Genomic DNA, 16,092 nt, shown 5'->3' on the forward strand with positions numbered 1-16,092 from the left:
GATGATCGATGATCATCAAATCAAAAGCTTCCCGGCTATAGCCGGTCCCACTGACTGCATGCAGTGAGTAATGATCGTTCCCACGCTCCGCGTGGGAATTCATACCATGACGCTCCGCGTCAGCTTTGGGACGCGGAGCGTCCAGTCCTGCATTCCCACGCGGAGCGTGGGAACGATCAAAAGGCTTCCCGGCTAAAGCCGGTCCTACAGCTGGGAAGAGGACGGTTAGGGCGCTGGAGTTTCCGGCTCAGACCTTCATCGTCGGCGGCAACTCCATCAGCTTGTCCAGCGTAATCGGCAAATCCCTAATGCGTTTGCCGGTGGCGTGTGAAACCGCATTCGCCACCGCCGCAGCCAGGCCGGTGATGCCGATTTCACCAATACCGCGAGCGCCGAACTCGTTGAGCTCGAAGTCCGGGTAATCCAGCAGGATCACATCGATCTCTGGCTGGTCGGCGTGCACCGGCACCACGTATTCGGCGTAGTTATTATTCACCGGCATGCCGTTGCGCTCGTCGAAGTCCGTCGCTTCAAACAGTGCCATGCCGACGCCCATGACGATGGCGCCCTCGACCTGATTGAGCGCGGTTTTCTGGTTGATCACCTTGCCCACGTCAATCGCACTCACCACCCGCGACACGCGCAGCCGCGAGATGCCCGGGTCCCAGCGTACTTCAACGAAATGCACGCCGAACGAGCGAAACGAATGCTTGCTGGTGTCGTTCATGCCGGTTTTGGCTTCACCGAAAGCGCTGGACTGCTTCTGCGCCTTGAGCACGTCGGCGATGGCAAAGGTCTTGTCGCCGCTTTTCAACTGACCCTGCTCGAAACTCACCTGATCAGCCTTGACCCCGGCAAACACGCCCTTGGGCGCAGTCGCGAACGCCTTCAACTGGTCAACGGCCTGGCGCGTGGCCTCGGCAATGGCCGGCAGCACGCTGGCGGTCGCCCATGATCCGCCCGACACCGGCGCCGGCGGGAACGACGAGTTACCCAGCTCGACCTCGATCTTGTCCAGCGGGATGCCGGTGATGCTGCTGACCACTTGAGCCACGATGGTGTATGTGCCGGTGCCGATGTCCTGCACCCCGCAAATGGCCCAGGCCGTGCCGTCGGCGCGCAGCGCAACCTGCGCCTCTGCCGGCGTGCGATAGGCGTCCCAGTTACAGGCGGCCATGCCATACCCGATGATCTCGGTGCCGTCCTTCATCGAACCCGGCGCCGGGTTGCGTTTGCTCCAGCCGAAGCGCTCGGCGGCCTTGTCGATGCACTCCTGCAGGTGATTGCTCGACCACGGCAGGTTCTGGCTTTCGTCGCGCTCGGAGACGTTGAGCTTGCGGAACTCCAGCGGATCCATGCCGACTTTTTCGGCCATTTCATCCATGGCCGATTCCAGGGCGAACAGCCCCGGCGCTGCACCCGGCGCACGCATGGACGTCGGCGTGCCGCGATTGACCTCGATGATCTTGTGGGTGACCAGCACGTTCGCGCAGCTGTAGAGGCTCTTGGTCGAGGTGCCGCAGTTTTCCTTGTACGGGTCGGTAAAGGACGTGGTGTTGATGGATTCGTGGCGCACCGACAGCAGCTTGCCCTTGTCGTCGGTTGCCAGGCGCATGTGCTGACGGGTCTCCGGGCGATGGCCGGTGGTGGTGAACATTTGCTGGCGCGGCACGACCAGCTGCACGGGGCGCTTGAGCACCTTGGCGGCGGCGCAGGCGGCGACCGAGTGCGGCCAGATCCACAGCTTGCTGCCGAAACCCGAGCCAATGAACGGCGCACGCACCTCGACCTTCTCCGGGATCAGGCCGAAGATCTTCGCCAGGGAATTGCGGTGGGCGACCACGCCCTGGGTGGCTTCGTAGACGATCAGGCGCCCGTCTTCCCAACTGGCGACCGTGGCGTGCATTTCCATCGGGTTGTGGGTTTCGACGGGGGTCGAGTAGGTGGCGTCGATGCTGTGAGCGGCACTGTCGAACGCAGCGGCGGCGTCACCCCGGGTGTGGTTCGGGCTGCCGTCCTGCAAGGCGCCGGCTTTCAAGCCTTGTTCGAGGTTGGCGACCGCGTCGGTCTTGCTGTAGCTGACTTTGATCTTGTAGGCCGCGGCCCGCGCATGCTCGAAGGTATCGGCCACCACCAGGGCGACGAACTGCCCGGCGTAGTGCACGGTGTCGTCCTCGAACGGCAGGCGGCTTTCGTCGGACTTGGCTGCCTTGAGGATCTGCGCGAAGGACATCGGCAGCGTCGAGTTGTGATAGAGCGGCGGGAAGTTGCCGTGATGCAGAATCTCCAGCACGCCCGGCGATTTACGCGCCGCGTCCAGTTCCAGGCCGGTGATCTTGCCGCTGGCGACGGTGCTGAATACACCGTAGCCGTAAGCCATATTGTTCAGGTGATGGTCGGACGCGTACATCGCGCTGCCGGTGACCTTACGCTGGCCATCGATGCGGCGGGGTGCCGAGCCAATCATTGCATCAGTCATGGTGAATCCTCCGGTCAGGCGTTCAAGGTGCCGAGATTGCGCACGATGGCCTGTTGCCCCAACGCGATCTTGTAGGCGTTATGGCGATAGGCTTTGGCGCCCTTGAGGGCGATGGCGGCGACTTTCTCGAGGGTCTGCGGCGTCAGGGTCTGGCCCTTCAACGCCTGCTCGGCTTCGATCGAACGCCATGGTTTGGTGCCGACGCCGCCCAGTGCCACCCGCGCTTCGCGCACGGTCTGGCCGTCCATGACGACAATCACCGCGCTGGACGCCAGGGCGAACTGGTAGGAGGCGCGATCGCGCAGTTTCAGGTAAGCGGACTTATTACCGGCCAGCGGCGCGCCCAGGACCACGTGGGTGATCAACTCATCGTCCAGCAGCGCGTGTTCTTTCCACGGCGTCGAGCCGGGCAGCAGGTGGAAGTCAGCGAACTCAACGCTGCGCTTGCCTTTCGGACCCTGCACCTCGACCGTCGCACCAATGGCGACCATCGCCACGCACATGTCCGAAGGGTGGCTGGCGATGCACTGGTCGCTGGTGCCGAGCACCGCGTGCACGCTGCGATTATGGCCGTCGATGGCGGCGCAGCCCGAACCCGGTTCGCGCTTGTTGCAGGGCGAATAGCCGTCGCGGAAATAGTTGCAGCGTACCCGCTGCATCACGTTGCCAGCCGTGGTTGCCTTGTTGCGCAACTGAGTCGTGGCGCCGGAGAGCAGCGCCTGGGACAGCACGGCGTAGTGCTCGACGATGTGCGGGTGATGGGCCAGTTCGGTATTGCTGACCAGCGCACCGATGCGCACGCTGCCGTCCTTCTGCACCTCGATCTGCTTGAGGGACAGGTGGTTGACGTCGATCACCTGATCGGCCGGCATGATGTCGAGCTTGACCAGGTCAAGGAGCGTCGTGCCACCGGCGAGGAAGAAGGTCGTCGGGCTTTTTGCGTGGGTCGTCACAGCCTGTTCGACGCTGCTGGCGCGTACGTAGTCAAAGGCTCTCATCAGCTCACCTCCTGGACTTTGATGCGCGCCGACTGGATCGCCGCGAGGATGTTCTTGTACGCGCCGCAGCGGCAAATGTTGCCGCTCATGGCTTCGCGCACGCTGTGGTCGTCGATGCCGATGTTCTTGTCTTTCAACAACGCCGCGGCGCTCATGATCTGCCCGGAAGTGCAATAGCCGCACTGGTAGGCATCGTGTTCCCAGAAAGCTTCCTGCACCGGGTGCAGCTTGCCGTTTTGCGCCAGGCCTTCGATGGTGGTGATGTCGTCGCCTTCGTGCATGGCTGCGAGGGACAGGCACGAATTGATCGCCACGCCATTCACGTGAACCGTGCAGGCGCCGCACTGGCCGTGGTCGCAGCCCTTCTTGGTGCCGGTGAGTTGCAGGCGATCGCGCAGCACATCCAGCAGCGCGGCGTTGGCCGGCAGGTTCAGGGTGTGGGCCTGGCCGTTGACCTTCAGGGTCATGCGCCGCTCGTCGGCTGCCGGAGGGTCGAGGTCATCGGCGACGGCGGCCTGGGCTTCCAGCGCCTGGGTCCAGATCGGCGCCGTCGCGGCAGCAAGGCTGGACACGCCGATGGATTTCAGGAAATTGCGGCGAGAAGGGACAGTGAAGGCCTTGAGGTCACAAGCCAGTTCTTCTTTATTGGGGCGATCAGGCTGATCGGTCATGAAAGGGTTCCTCGTCAGCGTTGGGTCAGACCTGGCGGCCGACGGTGGGCGGACGCGCGGGCAGGGACGGCAGGTGGAGCGGCATGCAGTAGGGCTGGGGCAACGGCAGTTTTCAAAGTGACGGCAGGCGTTAACGATAACCAATGCGCAGGCATGGCATTTCGTTGAATCCGTGCATGCACTTGTGAGCTGTGCTTTCTAATCCGTGGCATTTGTGTCAGCAACGAGGGCTGGCGCCTTGTCGGACTCAGTTAAAGCAGGCAGTGCTGGCCATGGCTCAAGGGTTGTGACCGAGGCACCGGGGGATGGTTGCGGATATTTCTCGAGTGGAAAAATCACAGGATGTTACAAGTGCCCGGGCCGCGGAATCCGGCCCGGGGACGTTCAGCGTCAGGCGGCCGACGCTTCTTCTTTCAATGTCGCCATGTCGATGACAAAGCGGTACTTCACGTCACCCTTGATCATGCGTTCGTAGGCTTCGTTGATGTCCTTCATGTGGATCATCTCGATGTCGGAGACGATGCCGTGCTTCGCACAGAAATCCAGCATGTCCTGGGTTTCCTGAATCCCGCCGATGAGCGAGCCAGCAATGCTGCGGCGTTTGAAGATCAGGTTGAACACGCCTGGCGACGGGTGCGGCTGATCCGGCGCGCCCACCAGGGTCATGGTGCCGTCACGCTTGAGCAGGTTCAGGAACGGATCAAGGTTGTGTGGCGCCGCCACGGTGTTGAGGATGAAGTCGAGCTGATTGGCCTGGGTCGCCATTTCATCGGCGTTTTTCGACACGATGACTTCATCGGCGCCCAGGCGCAGGCCGTCTTCGCGCTTGTTCGGCGACGTGGTGAACAGCACCACGTGAGCGCCCATGGCATGGGCGATCTTCACCGCCATGTGACCGAGACCGCCCAGCCCGACGACGCCGACCTTCTTGCCCGGGCCGACTTTCCAGTGGTGCAGCGGCGAGTAAGTGGTGATCCCGGCGCAGAGCAGCGGGGCGACGGCGGCCAGATTGTCGCTGTGGGAAATCTTCAGGACGAACTTCTCTTTCACCACGATCTTGTCGGAGTAACCGCCAAAGGTGTTCTCGCCGCCAAACACCGGGCCGTTGTAAGTGCCGGTGAAGCCGTTCTCGCAGTATTGCTCTTCGCCTTCCGCGCAGGACGCGCAGTGCTGGCAGCTGTCGACCATGCAGCCGACGCCGGCGAGGTCGCCGACCTTGAAGTGGGTGACGTTGGCGCCGACGGCCGTGACCTTGCCGACAATCTCGTGGCCCGGCACCGACGGATACAGGGTGTTGTTCCATTCGTTGCGTGCGGTGTGCAGGTCCGAGTGGCAGACGCCACAGAACAGGATGTCGATCTGCACATCGTCGGCCCCCGGCTCGCGGCGCTCGATCTGCAGCGGGGCCAGTTTGTCAGTGGGTTTTTGCGCGGCGTAGCTGTAAGTCTTTATCATTGGGTGATCATCTCCAGTGAGGCAAAAAGACGGGTGACAGTATTCAGTGACAGGCGAGGGCGCTCAAAGGTCAATGCCGAAACATGAAACCGTCGCCGCCGGGCTGTTTGGCGAGCTGTATGAAGCGCACTGAGTTAACAGGGTGCCGGGTCAAATCTTTCAATTTGCAGGGCGCTACCGTGCCGTGCGGCGGGTAATTGCAATAAATGTCGTGGAAACCGGTTTTTTCGTCGCGAATAGACTGCAAATCCGAATATGCCGCTTGCAACCTTCTGTCACACCCCATGAAGATAGCGCAGTCCGACGCTGGCAATGGAGCGCCTATGAATTTCCCACTTTCGACCCCCTGCGGGTACACGTCCATTGCCGACGATTGTATGCCTGCGCCCGTCGATAACGACGCCCTGACCGCGGTCGGGTTGTCCGGGGAAAGTTCGTTGGACGCCTTGCTGCGCGCCGCCCGGCAGACTGCACCCACCTTGACCTGGGCCGCTTATCGTGCCGGCCAGCAAATGCACCTGCTGGGGCAGGGCTGTTCCGCCACGGACTGGCCAACGTTGATCCCCCGGGAGGAATTCGACGGCTACTGCCGCCAGCACCATCTGCAGCGTTGGGTGACCGGCCATGGCGAGTCCGCCCTGGGCTGGCTGTTGATGCCGGAGGCGCACTCCGACGATCCGTACTTCGCCGAGCTGGCCGGCCGCCTCGGCCTGCGCCTGCAAACCGATGCGCTGGCCCGGGCCCAGGCCACCCAGCGGGTGCTCTATGAAATCACTTACCTGGCCAGCTCCACCCGTGACCGCTCGGCGTTTTTGCAGGGCGTGCACCAGCAGCTCTCGACCCTGATCGACGCAGAAAACTTTTACCTCGCGCTCTACGAAAGCCACAGCGGCAAGATCACCTACCCTTATTACATTGACATCACTGACCTCGACGCCCTCGAAGCGGAAACCTACGAGTTTCTCGATCTCGAGCGGCTGTCCATGACCGGTTATGTGCTGACCACCGAGCAGGCGCTGTTCGTTGACGCCGCCGCCATCGAGCGGGCACGCGTGCTGGATCGGTTTCACTGCGTGGGCCATCGCCCCGAATTCTGGATGGGCGCGCCGCTGAAAAACGCTTCCGACGACGTGTTCGGCATGCTGGCGATGCAGGTCTACGATGTGGCCCGGGTCTACAGCGTCGAGGATCAGGAGCTGTTTCTGGTGGTGGCGCGCCACGTCGCGATGGCCTTGGACCGCATCCTGCACCGCGCGCAGCTGGAAGAAACCGTGGCCCGCCGGACCCTCGAGCTGTCGCGCCTCAACGACGCCCTGCGCAACGAAGTGGCCGACCGCGAACGCGCCGAGCACTTGCAGAGCGCGCTGTTCCAGATCACAGAGCTGTCCAGCCAACCCGGCGACATGACCGACCTGTTCAAAAGCCTGCACGGCATCGTTGGCGAACTGCTGTTTGCCCTTAATTTCTATATCGCGCTGTTCGACGACGCCACCGGCGAGGTGACGTTTCCCTACTACGTGGACGAACGCCTGACCCGCCGCCCTGACCCGCGCCGTGGCGAGCGGGGCTTTACCGAATACGTCATCCGCCAGCGCCGGCCGTGCCTGATCGACGGTGCCGAGGCGCGCTGGCTGGAAAGCATCGGCGAGATCACCCTGCAGAACGAGGTCAACCGGTCGAGCTCGTGGCTGGGCATTCCGTTGTTCGACGGCGACGTGGTGCGTGGCGTGCTGGCGGTGCAGAGCTACACCTCCCATGTCAGCTACTCGTTGCGCGATCAGGAGCTGCTGACCTTCGTGTCACGCCACATCGACACGGCCTTGTCCCGACGCAGCGCTGCCGAGGCCATTCATACCGCCAATCTGCGTCTGGAAGCGCGGGTTCAGGACCGCACCCGGGAGCTGGACTACGCCAACGCCAAGCTGCAACACGAAAACGCCCACGACGCGCTGACCGGCCTGCCCAACCGCAGCCATTTGCAGCAGCGCCTGAGGGACGCGTGGGAGAAATTTTGTGAGAAGGGCGAGGAACTGGCGGTGATGTTCATCGACCTCGACCGCTTCAAAATGGTCAACGACAGCCTCGGCCATCATTCAGGTGACTTGCTGCTGATCCAGGCAGCTGACCGGCTGCGCCAGTGCATGCGCGACAGTGATTTGCTCGCCCGGCTGGGCGGTGATGAATTCGCCGTACTGGCCTACGCCGCGCCGCCGGACATCACCGTGGCGATTGCCGAGCGCATTCTGCTGGCGTTCGACGTGCCGTTCTACATCGACGGCCATGCGGTGTTTTCGTCGTGCAGCATCGGCGTGGTCGGCGCTGACCTGCAGTTTCACAGCGAGCCGGCGGATTTGCTCCGTGACGCCGACACGGCCATGTACCGGGTCAAGAATGCCGGGCGCGACAGCTACGCCGTGTTCAACCAGGAAGTGCGCCGCGAGGTGTCCGACCAGATGGAGCAGGAGACCGCGCTGCGCAATGCCCTCAAACGCACCGACGAACTGGTGCCGTACTTCCAGCCAATCATCGATGTCGCCAGCGGCCGGATTCTGGCCCTCGAAGCCCTTATTCGCTGGCGTCAGGCCGATGGCCGGATCGTCGCACCGGGTCAGTTTCTGCCGGCGCTGGAAGGCCTGCGCCTGATCGGCCGGCTGGACCTGTACATGCTGCAGCAAGTGGTGGCGATCCTTGCCCATCCCGACCATACGCACTGGCCGACGGTGCACGTCAACTGCTCGAGCTACAGCATCACCCGGCCGGAATTTTCCAGCGAAGTGCTGGGTTTGCTCAACCAGCATGGCGTGGCGGCATCGCGCATCTGCCTGGAACTCACCGAAGGCGCGCTGGTGGCCGAGCCTGAGCTGGCACGCCAGGCCATGAAACACCTGGCGGACAACGGCGTGTCGGTGGTCCTTGATGACTTCGGCGCCGGGTTCTCCTCCCTCAGTTACGTGCATCAGTACCACTTCAGCGGGCTCAAGATCGACAAGTCGTTCACCCTGGAACTGACCACCAGCTCCCGCAGCCGGGCCATCGTTCGCGCCATTGTGCGGATGGCCGAATCCCTCGGGCTGACGGTGGTGGCGGAGGGAGTGGAAGACGCCGCGACCCTGGATCTGCTGCGGGAAATGGGCGCGGGTCAGGCGCAGGGTTACTACTTCTCGATGCCGGTGCCCCAGGACAAGCTGGATTTGAGCGCGTTGCTGTAACACAGGGCGGCCGGTCTGGGGAGATGACTCAGGTCGGCCGTCGCGATATCGTGAAACATTCCGCAACATTTCTCTCCGGGGCGAGTCAACGCTACATCTCCCTGCAAAGAATTGTTCATGAAAACGCCTCGACCCTCCGCACGTCTCAAGCCGCTCAACGAATTACGTAATCTGAAGATGGCCCGTTCTGCCCACGCGTATGTGCGCGGCAGCACGGTGCAGTTTTACGAATGGCTGCACAGCCAGTCTGGCCGACGCTTGCCCAGTGGCCCGCCGGTGTGGATCTGCGGCGACTGCCACGCGGGTAACCTCGGCCCGACCGGCGATTCGAAAGGGCGCATCGACATCCACATCCGCGACCTGGATCAGACCGTGATCGGCAACCCGGCCCACGATCTGGTGCGTCTGGCGTTGTCTCTGGCCACCGCTGCCCGGGGGTCCGATCTGCCCGGCGTCGCCACCGCCAGAATGCTCGAAGAGATGATGCAGGGTTATGAGCTGGCGTTCGAAGACGGCGCCGACGAGGAGCCCGCACGTCCGGCGCAGGTGAAGGCGGGAATGCGCAGCGCGGTTCAGAGGACCTGGAAGCACCTGGCTCAAGAGCGCATCGAAGACACCCGGCCGACCATTCCGCTGGGCAAGCATTTCTGGTCGTTGTCCCGGGATGAGCGTCATGGCCTGAAAGACCTGTGCTCGACGCCGGAGATTCATGCTCTGGTCACCTCGTTGAAAGGCCGATCCAAGGATGACCGCGTCGAGATGCTCGATTGTGCCTACTGGGTCAAGGGTTGCAGCTCCCTGGGCCTGCTGCGTTATGCGGTCCTGCTGAGCGTGGGCGACGATGAGGATCAGGAATATTGCCTGCTCGACGTCAAGGAAGCCGTCGCTGCCGCCGCGCCGCGCACCCCGCGCGCGGGCATGCCCCGGGACAACGGCAAGCGCGTGGTGGAAGGGGCCCGGCATCTTTCGCCGGGGCTCGGCAACCGGATGATCGCGACGCGCATGCTGGATCATGGCTTCTTCGTCCGCGAGCTGCTGCCCCAGGACATGAAGCTTGAACTCGATCAGCTGAGCGAACGCGAAGCCATGAAAGCCGCCGGTTATCTGGCCCGCGTCGTCGGACTGGCCCACGCCCGGCAGATGGACCTCTCCACGCGCTCGTCGTGGATGCGAGAACTGCAACTCAACCGTTCGCACACCCTGGATGCGCCGTCGTGGCTATGGAGCAACGTCGTGCATCTGGTGGGGAGCCATGAGCAGGGCTATCTCGAGCATTGCCGGCGGTATGCGCTGGAGAATTGATACCGGCTCAGGATTCGATTCGGACGGTGAGGCCCACTTGACCTCTACTTAGGTGGAGGTTCGAGACTGGGGGCCCTTATGTTCAGGATCACTGCCATGACGCCAACCTCCGCTGCTGCTCCGTTCACCTTGTACAACCCGGAAGGCTTGTACGATCCCGCCCCCAACGCCTATTCCCACCTTGCCGTAGTTGGCCCTGGCGCCGAGTGGCTGTTCGTCGCCGGCCAGGGCGGGGAGGACGCTCAAGGCCAGCTGTCCCCGGATTTTGCCGATCAGGCGGCCCACGCCATAGCTAACGTCCGCATCGCCCTGCAATCGCGTGGGGCCGACCTTCGGCATATCTTCAAACTGACGCTCCTGATGGTTGATCACTCCGAAGACCGGTTGCGCTTGTGGGTCGAGCAGGCGGATCTCGCATGGGCGGACAACATGAAGCCGGTGTGCACACTCATCCCCGTCCCACGCCTGGCGCTGGACGGCATGCTGATCGAGATCGAAGCAGTGGCGGCGCTTAGGCCCAGAGACTGACTGGTTTTTAGTGGGACCGGCTTCAGCCGGGAAGAGGCCAGTGTGAACACCATAAATTCTGCAGTGTGACTGCCGACGCCTTCCCGGCTGAAGCCGGTCCTACAGTCGAGGTTTGCCTGTACCCCAGGGAGTACGCGGTCGATTAGTGGGACCGGCTTCAGCCGGGAAATCACCTGCAAAACCCATAACAGGCGAACCGGGCGGACCGCTTGCTGGTAAATTGGCGCACGCGTCATTTGTTGAGCCATCATTGGCTCCAGAATGGCGGACAGGCGCGGGTCGACCAGCCCTGTTCTCGACGCTTATCTTTATTCAATCTTTCCTGCTGAAGGGATTTAAACCATGCGGCAATTTGCGGCCCTCGCTCTGTTTCTCAGTCTCAATGCATTCGCCCAGGACGCGCCCCAGCCGATCGCCAAATGGACGCTGCTCGACCAGTTCGATAAGGCCTATACCCTGGACGATCAGGCCCAGGTGCTGTTGATCGCCCGCAGCATGGCGGCGGCGAAGATGGTCAACGCCGCACTGGAAGACAATCCCGAGGGTTACCTGGAGCAGCGTCACGTTGTGTACGTAGCGGACATCGAGAAGATGCCGTCCCTGGTAAAGATGGTGGCTGTGCCTGCCATGCGTTCGGCCAAGTACCGCATCCTGCTGGACCGCGAAGCCCGGGTCGCCTCGGCCTACGACGGCGACCGCGACACCGTGCAGTGGCTGACCCTGAAAAACGGCGCGGTCGTCCGTCAGGAACGGTTCTCGGACGGCGAACAGCTCAAGCAAGCCATTGCCAAGCTGGGTTCGCAGTCGGCTAGCCGTTGAGCCCGGCCTTCTCGAAGATCAGCCGCAGGTAGCCGGCGATGGTCGACGCATCGCCGTAGACCTCGCGCAGCGCCTGCTCGGCGCTGGACAAGTGCAGCGCCAGTTGCCGCTTGACCTTGTCCTCGCCGTACAGCGAAACGAAGGTCGATTTGCCGTCGTCCTTGCCTTGATCCTTGTCGCTGTCGGCGCAGCGGTCGCGCAAATCGTCGTACATCTGGAACGCCTGGCCCAGCTCCATGGCGAAGTTCTGCAACAGCGGCCGCTGATCGTCCCGCGCGCCGCTGATGAGCCAGACCATGTCCATGATCGCGCCGAACAACACGCCGGTTTTCAGGTTGTTGGTCAGGGCGATCTCGTCCGCGTCACGGCTGCGCTGGCCGTCGCGCAAATCCTGAAACTGCCCGCGCACCAGCCCTTGCATGCCTACCGTATTGGCCAGCACCTCGACCAGTTCAGTGCGGGTGGTGGCGGCCAGATCGCTGATGCTGGCGACGACGCCGAAGGCGCGGCTGAGCAGGGCAATGGCGGTCAGAATGGCCACGTCTTCACCGAACTTCAGGTGAACCGTGGGCTGGCCGCGTCGCAGCGACGCGTTGTCCATGCACGGCATGTCGTCGAGCACCAGGGATGCGGCGTGAATCATCTCGACGGCGCAGCCCAGGTCCACGGCCTGTCGCCTGATCGTGCGACTGTTCTCATGGCTGGCCTCGACCAGCCCTTCGGCCGCCAGCACCAACAGCACCGGGCGCATCCGCTTGCCCGGCGCCAACGTCGATTCACGCATGGCCAGGGCCACCAGATCGCGCTCGTTGCCGGATTCGGGCAGCAGCTCGGAGAGGCGCGTTTCGATTGCCGCCCGGACGTCTCCCAGTCGCCCGGCAAAGCCCGATTTGATTGTTGTGTCGACGTTACCTGCCATCGGTCTTTCCCTATGCTTTAGCGGTAAAACTGTTCGTCGCGGAGCGGTTCGGCGTGCGAGACCGGTCATCACGGAACGACTGCTGTTTCTAAATGCCTCAAGATACGGCAAAGTTGTACAGGAAAATCGGTTTTGTACAAGATTGCATCTGCAGAAGACCGTAGGGCCCGTTCAATAATTCAGCTGCATGGAGCGAGTATGACTCACAGCGATATGGGTCGTCGCAAAGACGATCACCTCGATATCGTGCTGGACAGGCGCGCCAGCGTGCGTACCTCCTTTTCCGGACTGGACGACATCCGCTTCGAACACTGTGCGCTGCCGGAATTGAATCTGGACGACATTGACGTGAGCGGCTCCCTGCTGGGCATCGCATTGCGCGCGCCGTTGCTTATCAGCTCCATGACCGGCGGGGCCGAGCGGGCCACCGCGATCAACCGTCATCTGGCCGAAGCCGCTCAGGAACTGGGCATCGCCATGGGCGTCGGCTCGCAGCGGGTGGCCTTGCAGAACGGCGGAGATCAGGGGCTGACCCGCGAACTGCGGCGTCTGGCGCCGGACATCGCGCTGCTGGGCAACATCGGCGCCGCGCAGCTGATCGAGCCTGACGGCCTGGACATGGCCCGCCGTGCGGTCGACATGCTTCAGGCCAACGCGTTGATTATTCATCTGAACCCCTTGCAGGAAGCGGTGCAGGTCGGTGGCGACCGGCGCTGGCAGGGCATTCTCGACGCCATCCACCGCGTGGTGCTCGATGTCGGCGTGCCGGTGGTGGTCAAGGAAGTGGGCGCTGGCCTGTCTGCCGATGTTGCACTGGCGCTGGTGAATGCCGGCGTGCAGGTGCTGGACATTGCCGGGCTCGGTGGCACCAGTTGGGCTGCGGTGGAAGCCGAGCGCGCCCAGAGCCCCGCCGATCGCGAGGTCGCCATGGCATTCGCGCAGTGGGGCATCCCGACCGCCGTCAGCCTGGCCATGGTTCGCCAGGCCTTGCCGGACACGCCACTGATTGCCTCCGGCGGCATCCACAATGGCATCGACGTGGCCAAGGCGATTCGTCTGGGCGCGGATGTCGTCGGCCAGGCCGCAGGCGTGCTGCGTAACGCGACCCTGTCCACCGCCGCCGTCATCGAACACTTCGACATCGTTATCCGCCAGCTGCGTATCGCCTGTTTCTGCACCGGTTCAGAGGACCTGCGCGCGTTGCGCAGTGCTCGCCTGGTGGCGCCCAACACCCTGCAGTCGTTGCTGTCATGACCCATTTTGCGGTGGTGGCACCGGCATTCTACAGCCACTTTCAGGCGTTTCAGGCCTTGGCCGGGACGCTGATCGACCGGGGTCATCAGGTGACCTTTTTCCAGCAGGCCGATGCCCGCCGCTGGCTGACCGATCCGCGCATCGGCTTTCACGCCCTCGGTGCCCTCAGTCATCCGCCGGGCAGTCTTGAAGCAGCGCTGCGCCGTGCGGCCTGCTCGAACAATCCGTTGCGCCTGCGCCGGGTGATCCGCGACCTGTGCGACACCACGCGCATGCTGTGTGCCGAGCTGCCCTCTGCACTGGCGGTGCGGCAGATCGAGGCCCTGCTGTGCGATCAGATGGAAGCGGCGGGCGGCATGGTCGCCGAAGGGCTGGGCTTGCCGTATGTCTCGGTGGCCTGCGCCTTGCCGGTCAACCGCGAGCCGCAGTTGCCGCTGCCGGTGATGCCCTTTGCCTACGCCACCGATGAACGCAGTCAGCATGTGTTCGAAGGCAGCCGCAAGGTGTACGACTGGCTAATGCGCCCATTGGGCAAGGAGCTGCGCGAGGCTTCACGCCGCCTGGCCATCGAGCCCCGCGACGGGCTGCATGAATGCCTCTCGCCGTATGCGCAGATCAGCCAGACGCTTCCCGGATTCGATTTCCCCCGTCAGCATCCACCGGCCAATTTTCACGCGGTCGGGCCACTGCGGGCGCCTCAGACCGAACAGCCGGGCGAATGGCCGATTGACCCCGCCCGGCCATTCATCTTCGCCAGCCTCGGCACGCTGCAGGGCAGTCGCTATGACATGTTCAAGCGCATCGCCACGGCCAGCCGGCAATTGGACGCGCAGTTGCTGGTCGCCCATTGTGGCGGGCTCGATGCCCGGCAAGAGCAGCGGTTGATAAAGGCCGGCGCGACCTGGGTGACCGATTTCGCGCCGCAACAATGGGCGCTGCAACACGCCGATGCGGTGGTGACCCACGGCGGCTTGAACACCGTGATGGACGCTATCGTGGCGCGCACGCCGATGCTGGTGATGCCCATCGCGTTTGATCAGCCGGGCGTTGCGTCGCGCGTTACCCATGCCGGGATTGGCCTGCAATTGCGGCGCGGCGCCGGGGCCGGGCAGATTCGCGAGCGCCTTACCCAACTGCGCGGGCTGTCCGTCGAGCCTGTTGAGCGCCTGGCGACCGAGCTGGCGAACGCTGGCGGCACCTCCCGCGCCGCCGACATTGTCGAAGCCGTGGTGCGCACGGGTGAGCCAGTGCTGGCGGGGTTGATGCCATGACCTACGATTTGATTCTTGCCGGCGGCGGCTTGGCCAACGGGCTGATCGCCTGGCGCCTCAAACAGCTGCGGCCGGAGCTGCGGGTGCTGTGCATCGAAGAGCAGACGCACCTGGGCGGCAATCACACCTGGTCCTACCACGAAGGCGACCTCACGGCCGAGCAGCATCAATGGCTGCAGCCCTTGGTGGTGCAGCGCTGGGCCACCTATGACGTGCACTTCCCCCAACGCTCGCGACGGTTGAACAGTGGCTATGCCAGCATCACGTCGGAACGCTTTGCCGAGGTCATCGAGCCCGCTTTGGGCGATGCGCTCCTGACCGGCCGACGCATCACCGAACTCACGCCGAACGCCGTGGTGCTGGAAGGCGGCGAGCGGCTTCAGGCCAGCGCGGTGATCGATGGCCGTGGCGTGCAGGCCACCGCGCACATGGTGCTGGGGCAGCAGGCGTTTCTGGGTCAGTTGCTGCGTTTGAAGGCGCCCCATGGCCTGACCGCGCCGATCATCATGGATGCCCGCGTCGCGCAGGGGCAGGGCTACCGCTTCGTCTACGTGCTGCCTTTTTCAGCTGACACCCTGCTGATCGAGGACACTCATTACGTCGACCAGCATTCGTTTTCATCTGACCAGCTTCGTCAGCACATCGCCGACTACGCCGCCGCCCAGGGCTGGGAGATTGCCGAGTGCCTGCGCGAAGAGCAGGGCGTGTTGCCGATCACCCTGGCCGGGGATTTCGCCGGGTTCTGGCGCGAAGCGGCGGGCCAGCCACGATCCGGTTTGCGGGCCGGGCTGTTTCATTGCACCACCGGCTATTCGCTGCCCCATGCCGTGCGGCTGGCGGAGTGGATCGCCGTTCAGTCCAGGCTGGATGCCGAGTCGCTGGACGCCGGCATTCGCGCTATCGCGCGGCACGCGTGGCACTCCCAGGGTTTCTATCGGCTGCTTAATCGCATGCTGTTCCTGGCCGGGCGTCCGTCCAATCGCTGGCAGGTGATGCAGCGGTTTTACGGGTTGTCCGAAGGCCTGATCAGCCGTTTCTACGCAGGGCGCAGTAGCCTGGCCGACAAGCTGCGCGTGCTCACCGGCAAACCGCCCGTACCGATCGACGAGGCGGTCAAGGCCGCTGTTCGTTACCTGCCCAAGCACTACCAGGCCAGGCATCACCCGCCTAAGCACAACGAGAATTGA

At 63.4% G+C, this 16,092-nt stretch carries 12 protein-coding genes; 7 read left to right on the top strand and 5 right to left on the bottom strand.

Annotated features, from left to right (window positions below; all coding sequences use genetic code 11):
* Nucleotides 1-247: 247 nt before the first annotated feature.
* The 4 genes from BBI10_RS04265 to BBI10_RS04280 form a co-directional block, all read right to left on the bottom strand.
* Nucleotides 248-2,479 carry a xanthine dehydrogenase family protein molybdopterin-binding subunit gene (locus BBI10_RS04265; RefSeq protein ID WP_065987086.1) on the bottom strand — a complete coding sequence of 744 codons (2,232 nt, stop codon included), beginning with the start codon at nt 2,477-2,479 and terminating at the stop codon, nt 248-250.
* Between the two features lie 14 nt (nt 2,480-2,493).
* Nucleotides 2,494-3,477 carry an FAD binding domain-containing protein gene (locus BBI10_RS04270; protein ID WP_065987088.1) on the bottom strand — a complete coding sequence of 328 codons (984 nt, stop codon included), beginning with the start codon at nt 3,475-3,477 and terminating at the stop codon, nt 2,494-2,496.
* Nucleotides 3,477-4,148, bottom strand: coding sequence for a (2Fe-2S)-binding protein (locus BBI10_RS04275; RefSeq protein ID WP_083233019.1), 672 nt, complete (start codon nt 4,146-4,148; stop codon nt 3,477-3,479). The genes BBI10_RS04270 and BBI10_RS04275 overlap by 1 nt, the downstream gene beginning before the upstream one ends.
* A 390-nt stretch (nt 4,149-4,538) precedes the next feature.
* Nucleotides 4,539-5,603: an NAD(P)-dependent alcohol dehydrogenase gene (locus tag BBI10_RS04280; RefSeq protein ID WP_065987090.1), complete on the bottom strand. Its 1,065-nt coding sequence runs from the start codon at nt 5,601-5,603 to the stop codon at nt 4,539-4,541.
* A gap of 377 nt (nt 5,604-5,980) precedes the next feature.
* Between BBI10_RS04280 and BBI10_RS04285 the strand changes: the two genes are divergently transcribed.
* From BBI10_RS04285 to BBI10_RS04300, 4 genes are all read left to right on the top strand, one after another.
* Complete coding sequence (locus BBI10_RS04285) at nt 5,981-8,812, top strand: sensor domain-containing phosphodiesterase (RefSeq protein ID WP_244160309.1); 2,832 nt, start codon at nt 5,981-5,983, stop codon at nt 8,810-8,812.
* Between the two features lie 117 nt (nt 8,813-8,929).
* Nucleotides 8,930-10,114 carry a DUF2252 domain-containing protein gene (locus tag BBI10_RS04290; RefSeq protein WP_065987092.1) on the top strand — a complete coding sequence of 395 codons (1,185 nt, stop codon included), beginning with the start codon at nt 8,930-8,932 and terminating at the stop codon, nt 10,112-10,114.
* A gap of 96 nt (nt 10,115-10,210) precedes the next feature.
* A complete protein-coding gene (locus BBI10_RS04295) occupies nt 10,211-10,642 on the top strand; it encodes a RidA family protein (RefSeq protein ID WP_065987093.1) in 432 nt (143 codons plus the stop codon).
* Between the two features lie 342 nt (nt 10,643-10,984).
* On the top strand, nt 10,985-11,461 hold the full coding sequence (locus BBI10_RS04300) for a hypothetical protein (RefSeq protein ID WP_065987095.1): 477 nt from the start codon (nt 10,985-10,987) through the stop codon (nt 11,459-11,461).
* Here the strand turns inward: BBI10_RS04300 and BBI10_RS04305 are convergent.
* Nucleotides 11,451-12,380 (bottom strand): polyprenyl synthetase family protein, encoded by a 930-nt coding sequence (locus BBI10_RS04305; RefSeq protein ID WP_065987097.1) that lies wholly within the window; start codon nt 12,378-12,380, stop codon nt 11,451-11,453. The genes BBI10_RS04300 and BBI10_RS04305 overlap by 11 nt on opposite strands.
* Nucleotides 12,381-12,578: 198 nt before the next feature.
* On the opposite strand from BBI10_RS04305, the gene fni reads away from it, so the two are divergent.
* The 3 genes from fni to crtY are packed head-to-tail and all read left to right on the top strand — an operon-like array spanning nt 12,579 to nt 16,092.
* Nucleotides 12,579-13,634 carry a type 2 isopentenyl-diphosphate Delta-isomerase gene (gene fni / locus BBI10_RS04310; RefSeq protein ID WP_065987099.1) on the top strand — a complete coding sequence of 352 codons (1,056 nt, stop codon included), beginning with the start codon at nt 12,579-12,581 and terminating at the stop codon, nt 13,632-13,634.
* Nucleotides 13,631-14,905 carry a glycosyltransferase gene (locus BBI10_RS04315; protein ID WP_065987102.1) on the top strand — a complete coding sequence of 425 codons (1,275 nt, stop codon included), beginning with the start codon at nt 13,631-13,633 and terminating at the stop codon, nt 14,903-14,905. The genes fni and BBI10_RS04315 overlap by 4 nt, the downstream gene beginning before the upstream one ends.
* Nucleotides 14,902-16,092, top strand: a complete 1,191-nt coding sequence (gene crtY / locus BBI10_RS04320) for a lycopene beta-cyclase CrtY (protein ID WP_065987104.1) — start codon at nt 14,902-14,904, stop codon at nt 16,090-16,092. Before BBI10_RS04315 ends, crtY begins: the two co-directional genes overlap by 4 nt.

The sequence above is a fragment of the Pseudomonas graminis genome (genome assembly GCF_001705435.1).
In the GTDB taxonomy this organism is placed as follows: domain Bacteria; phylum Pseudomonadota; class Gammaproteobacteria; order Pseudomonadales; family Pseudomonadaceae; genus Aquipseudomonas; species Aquipseudomonas graminis_B.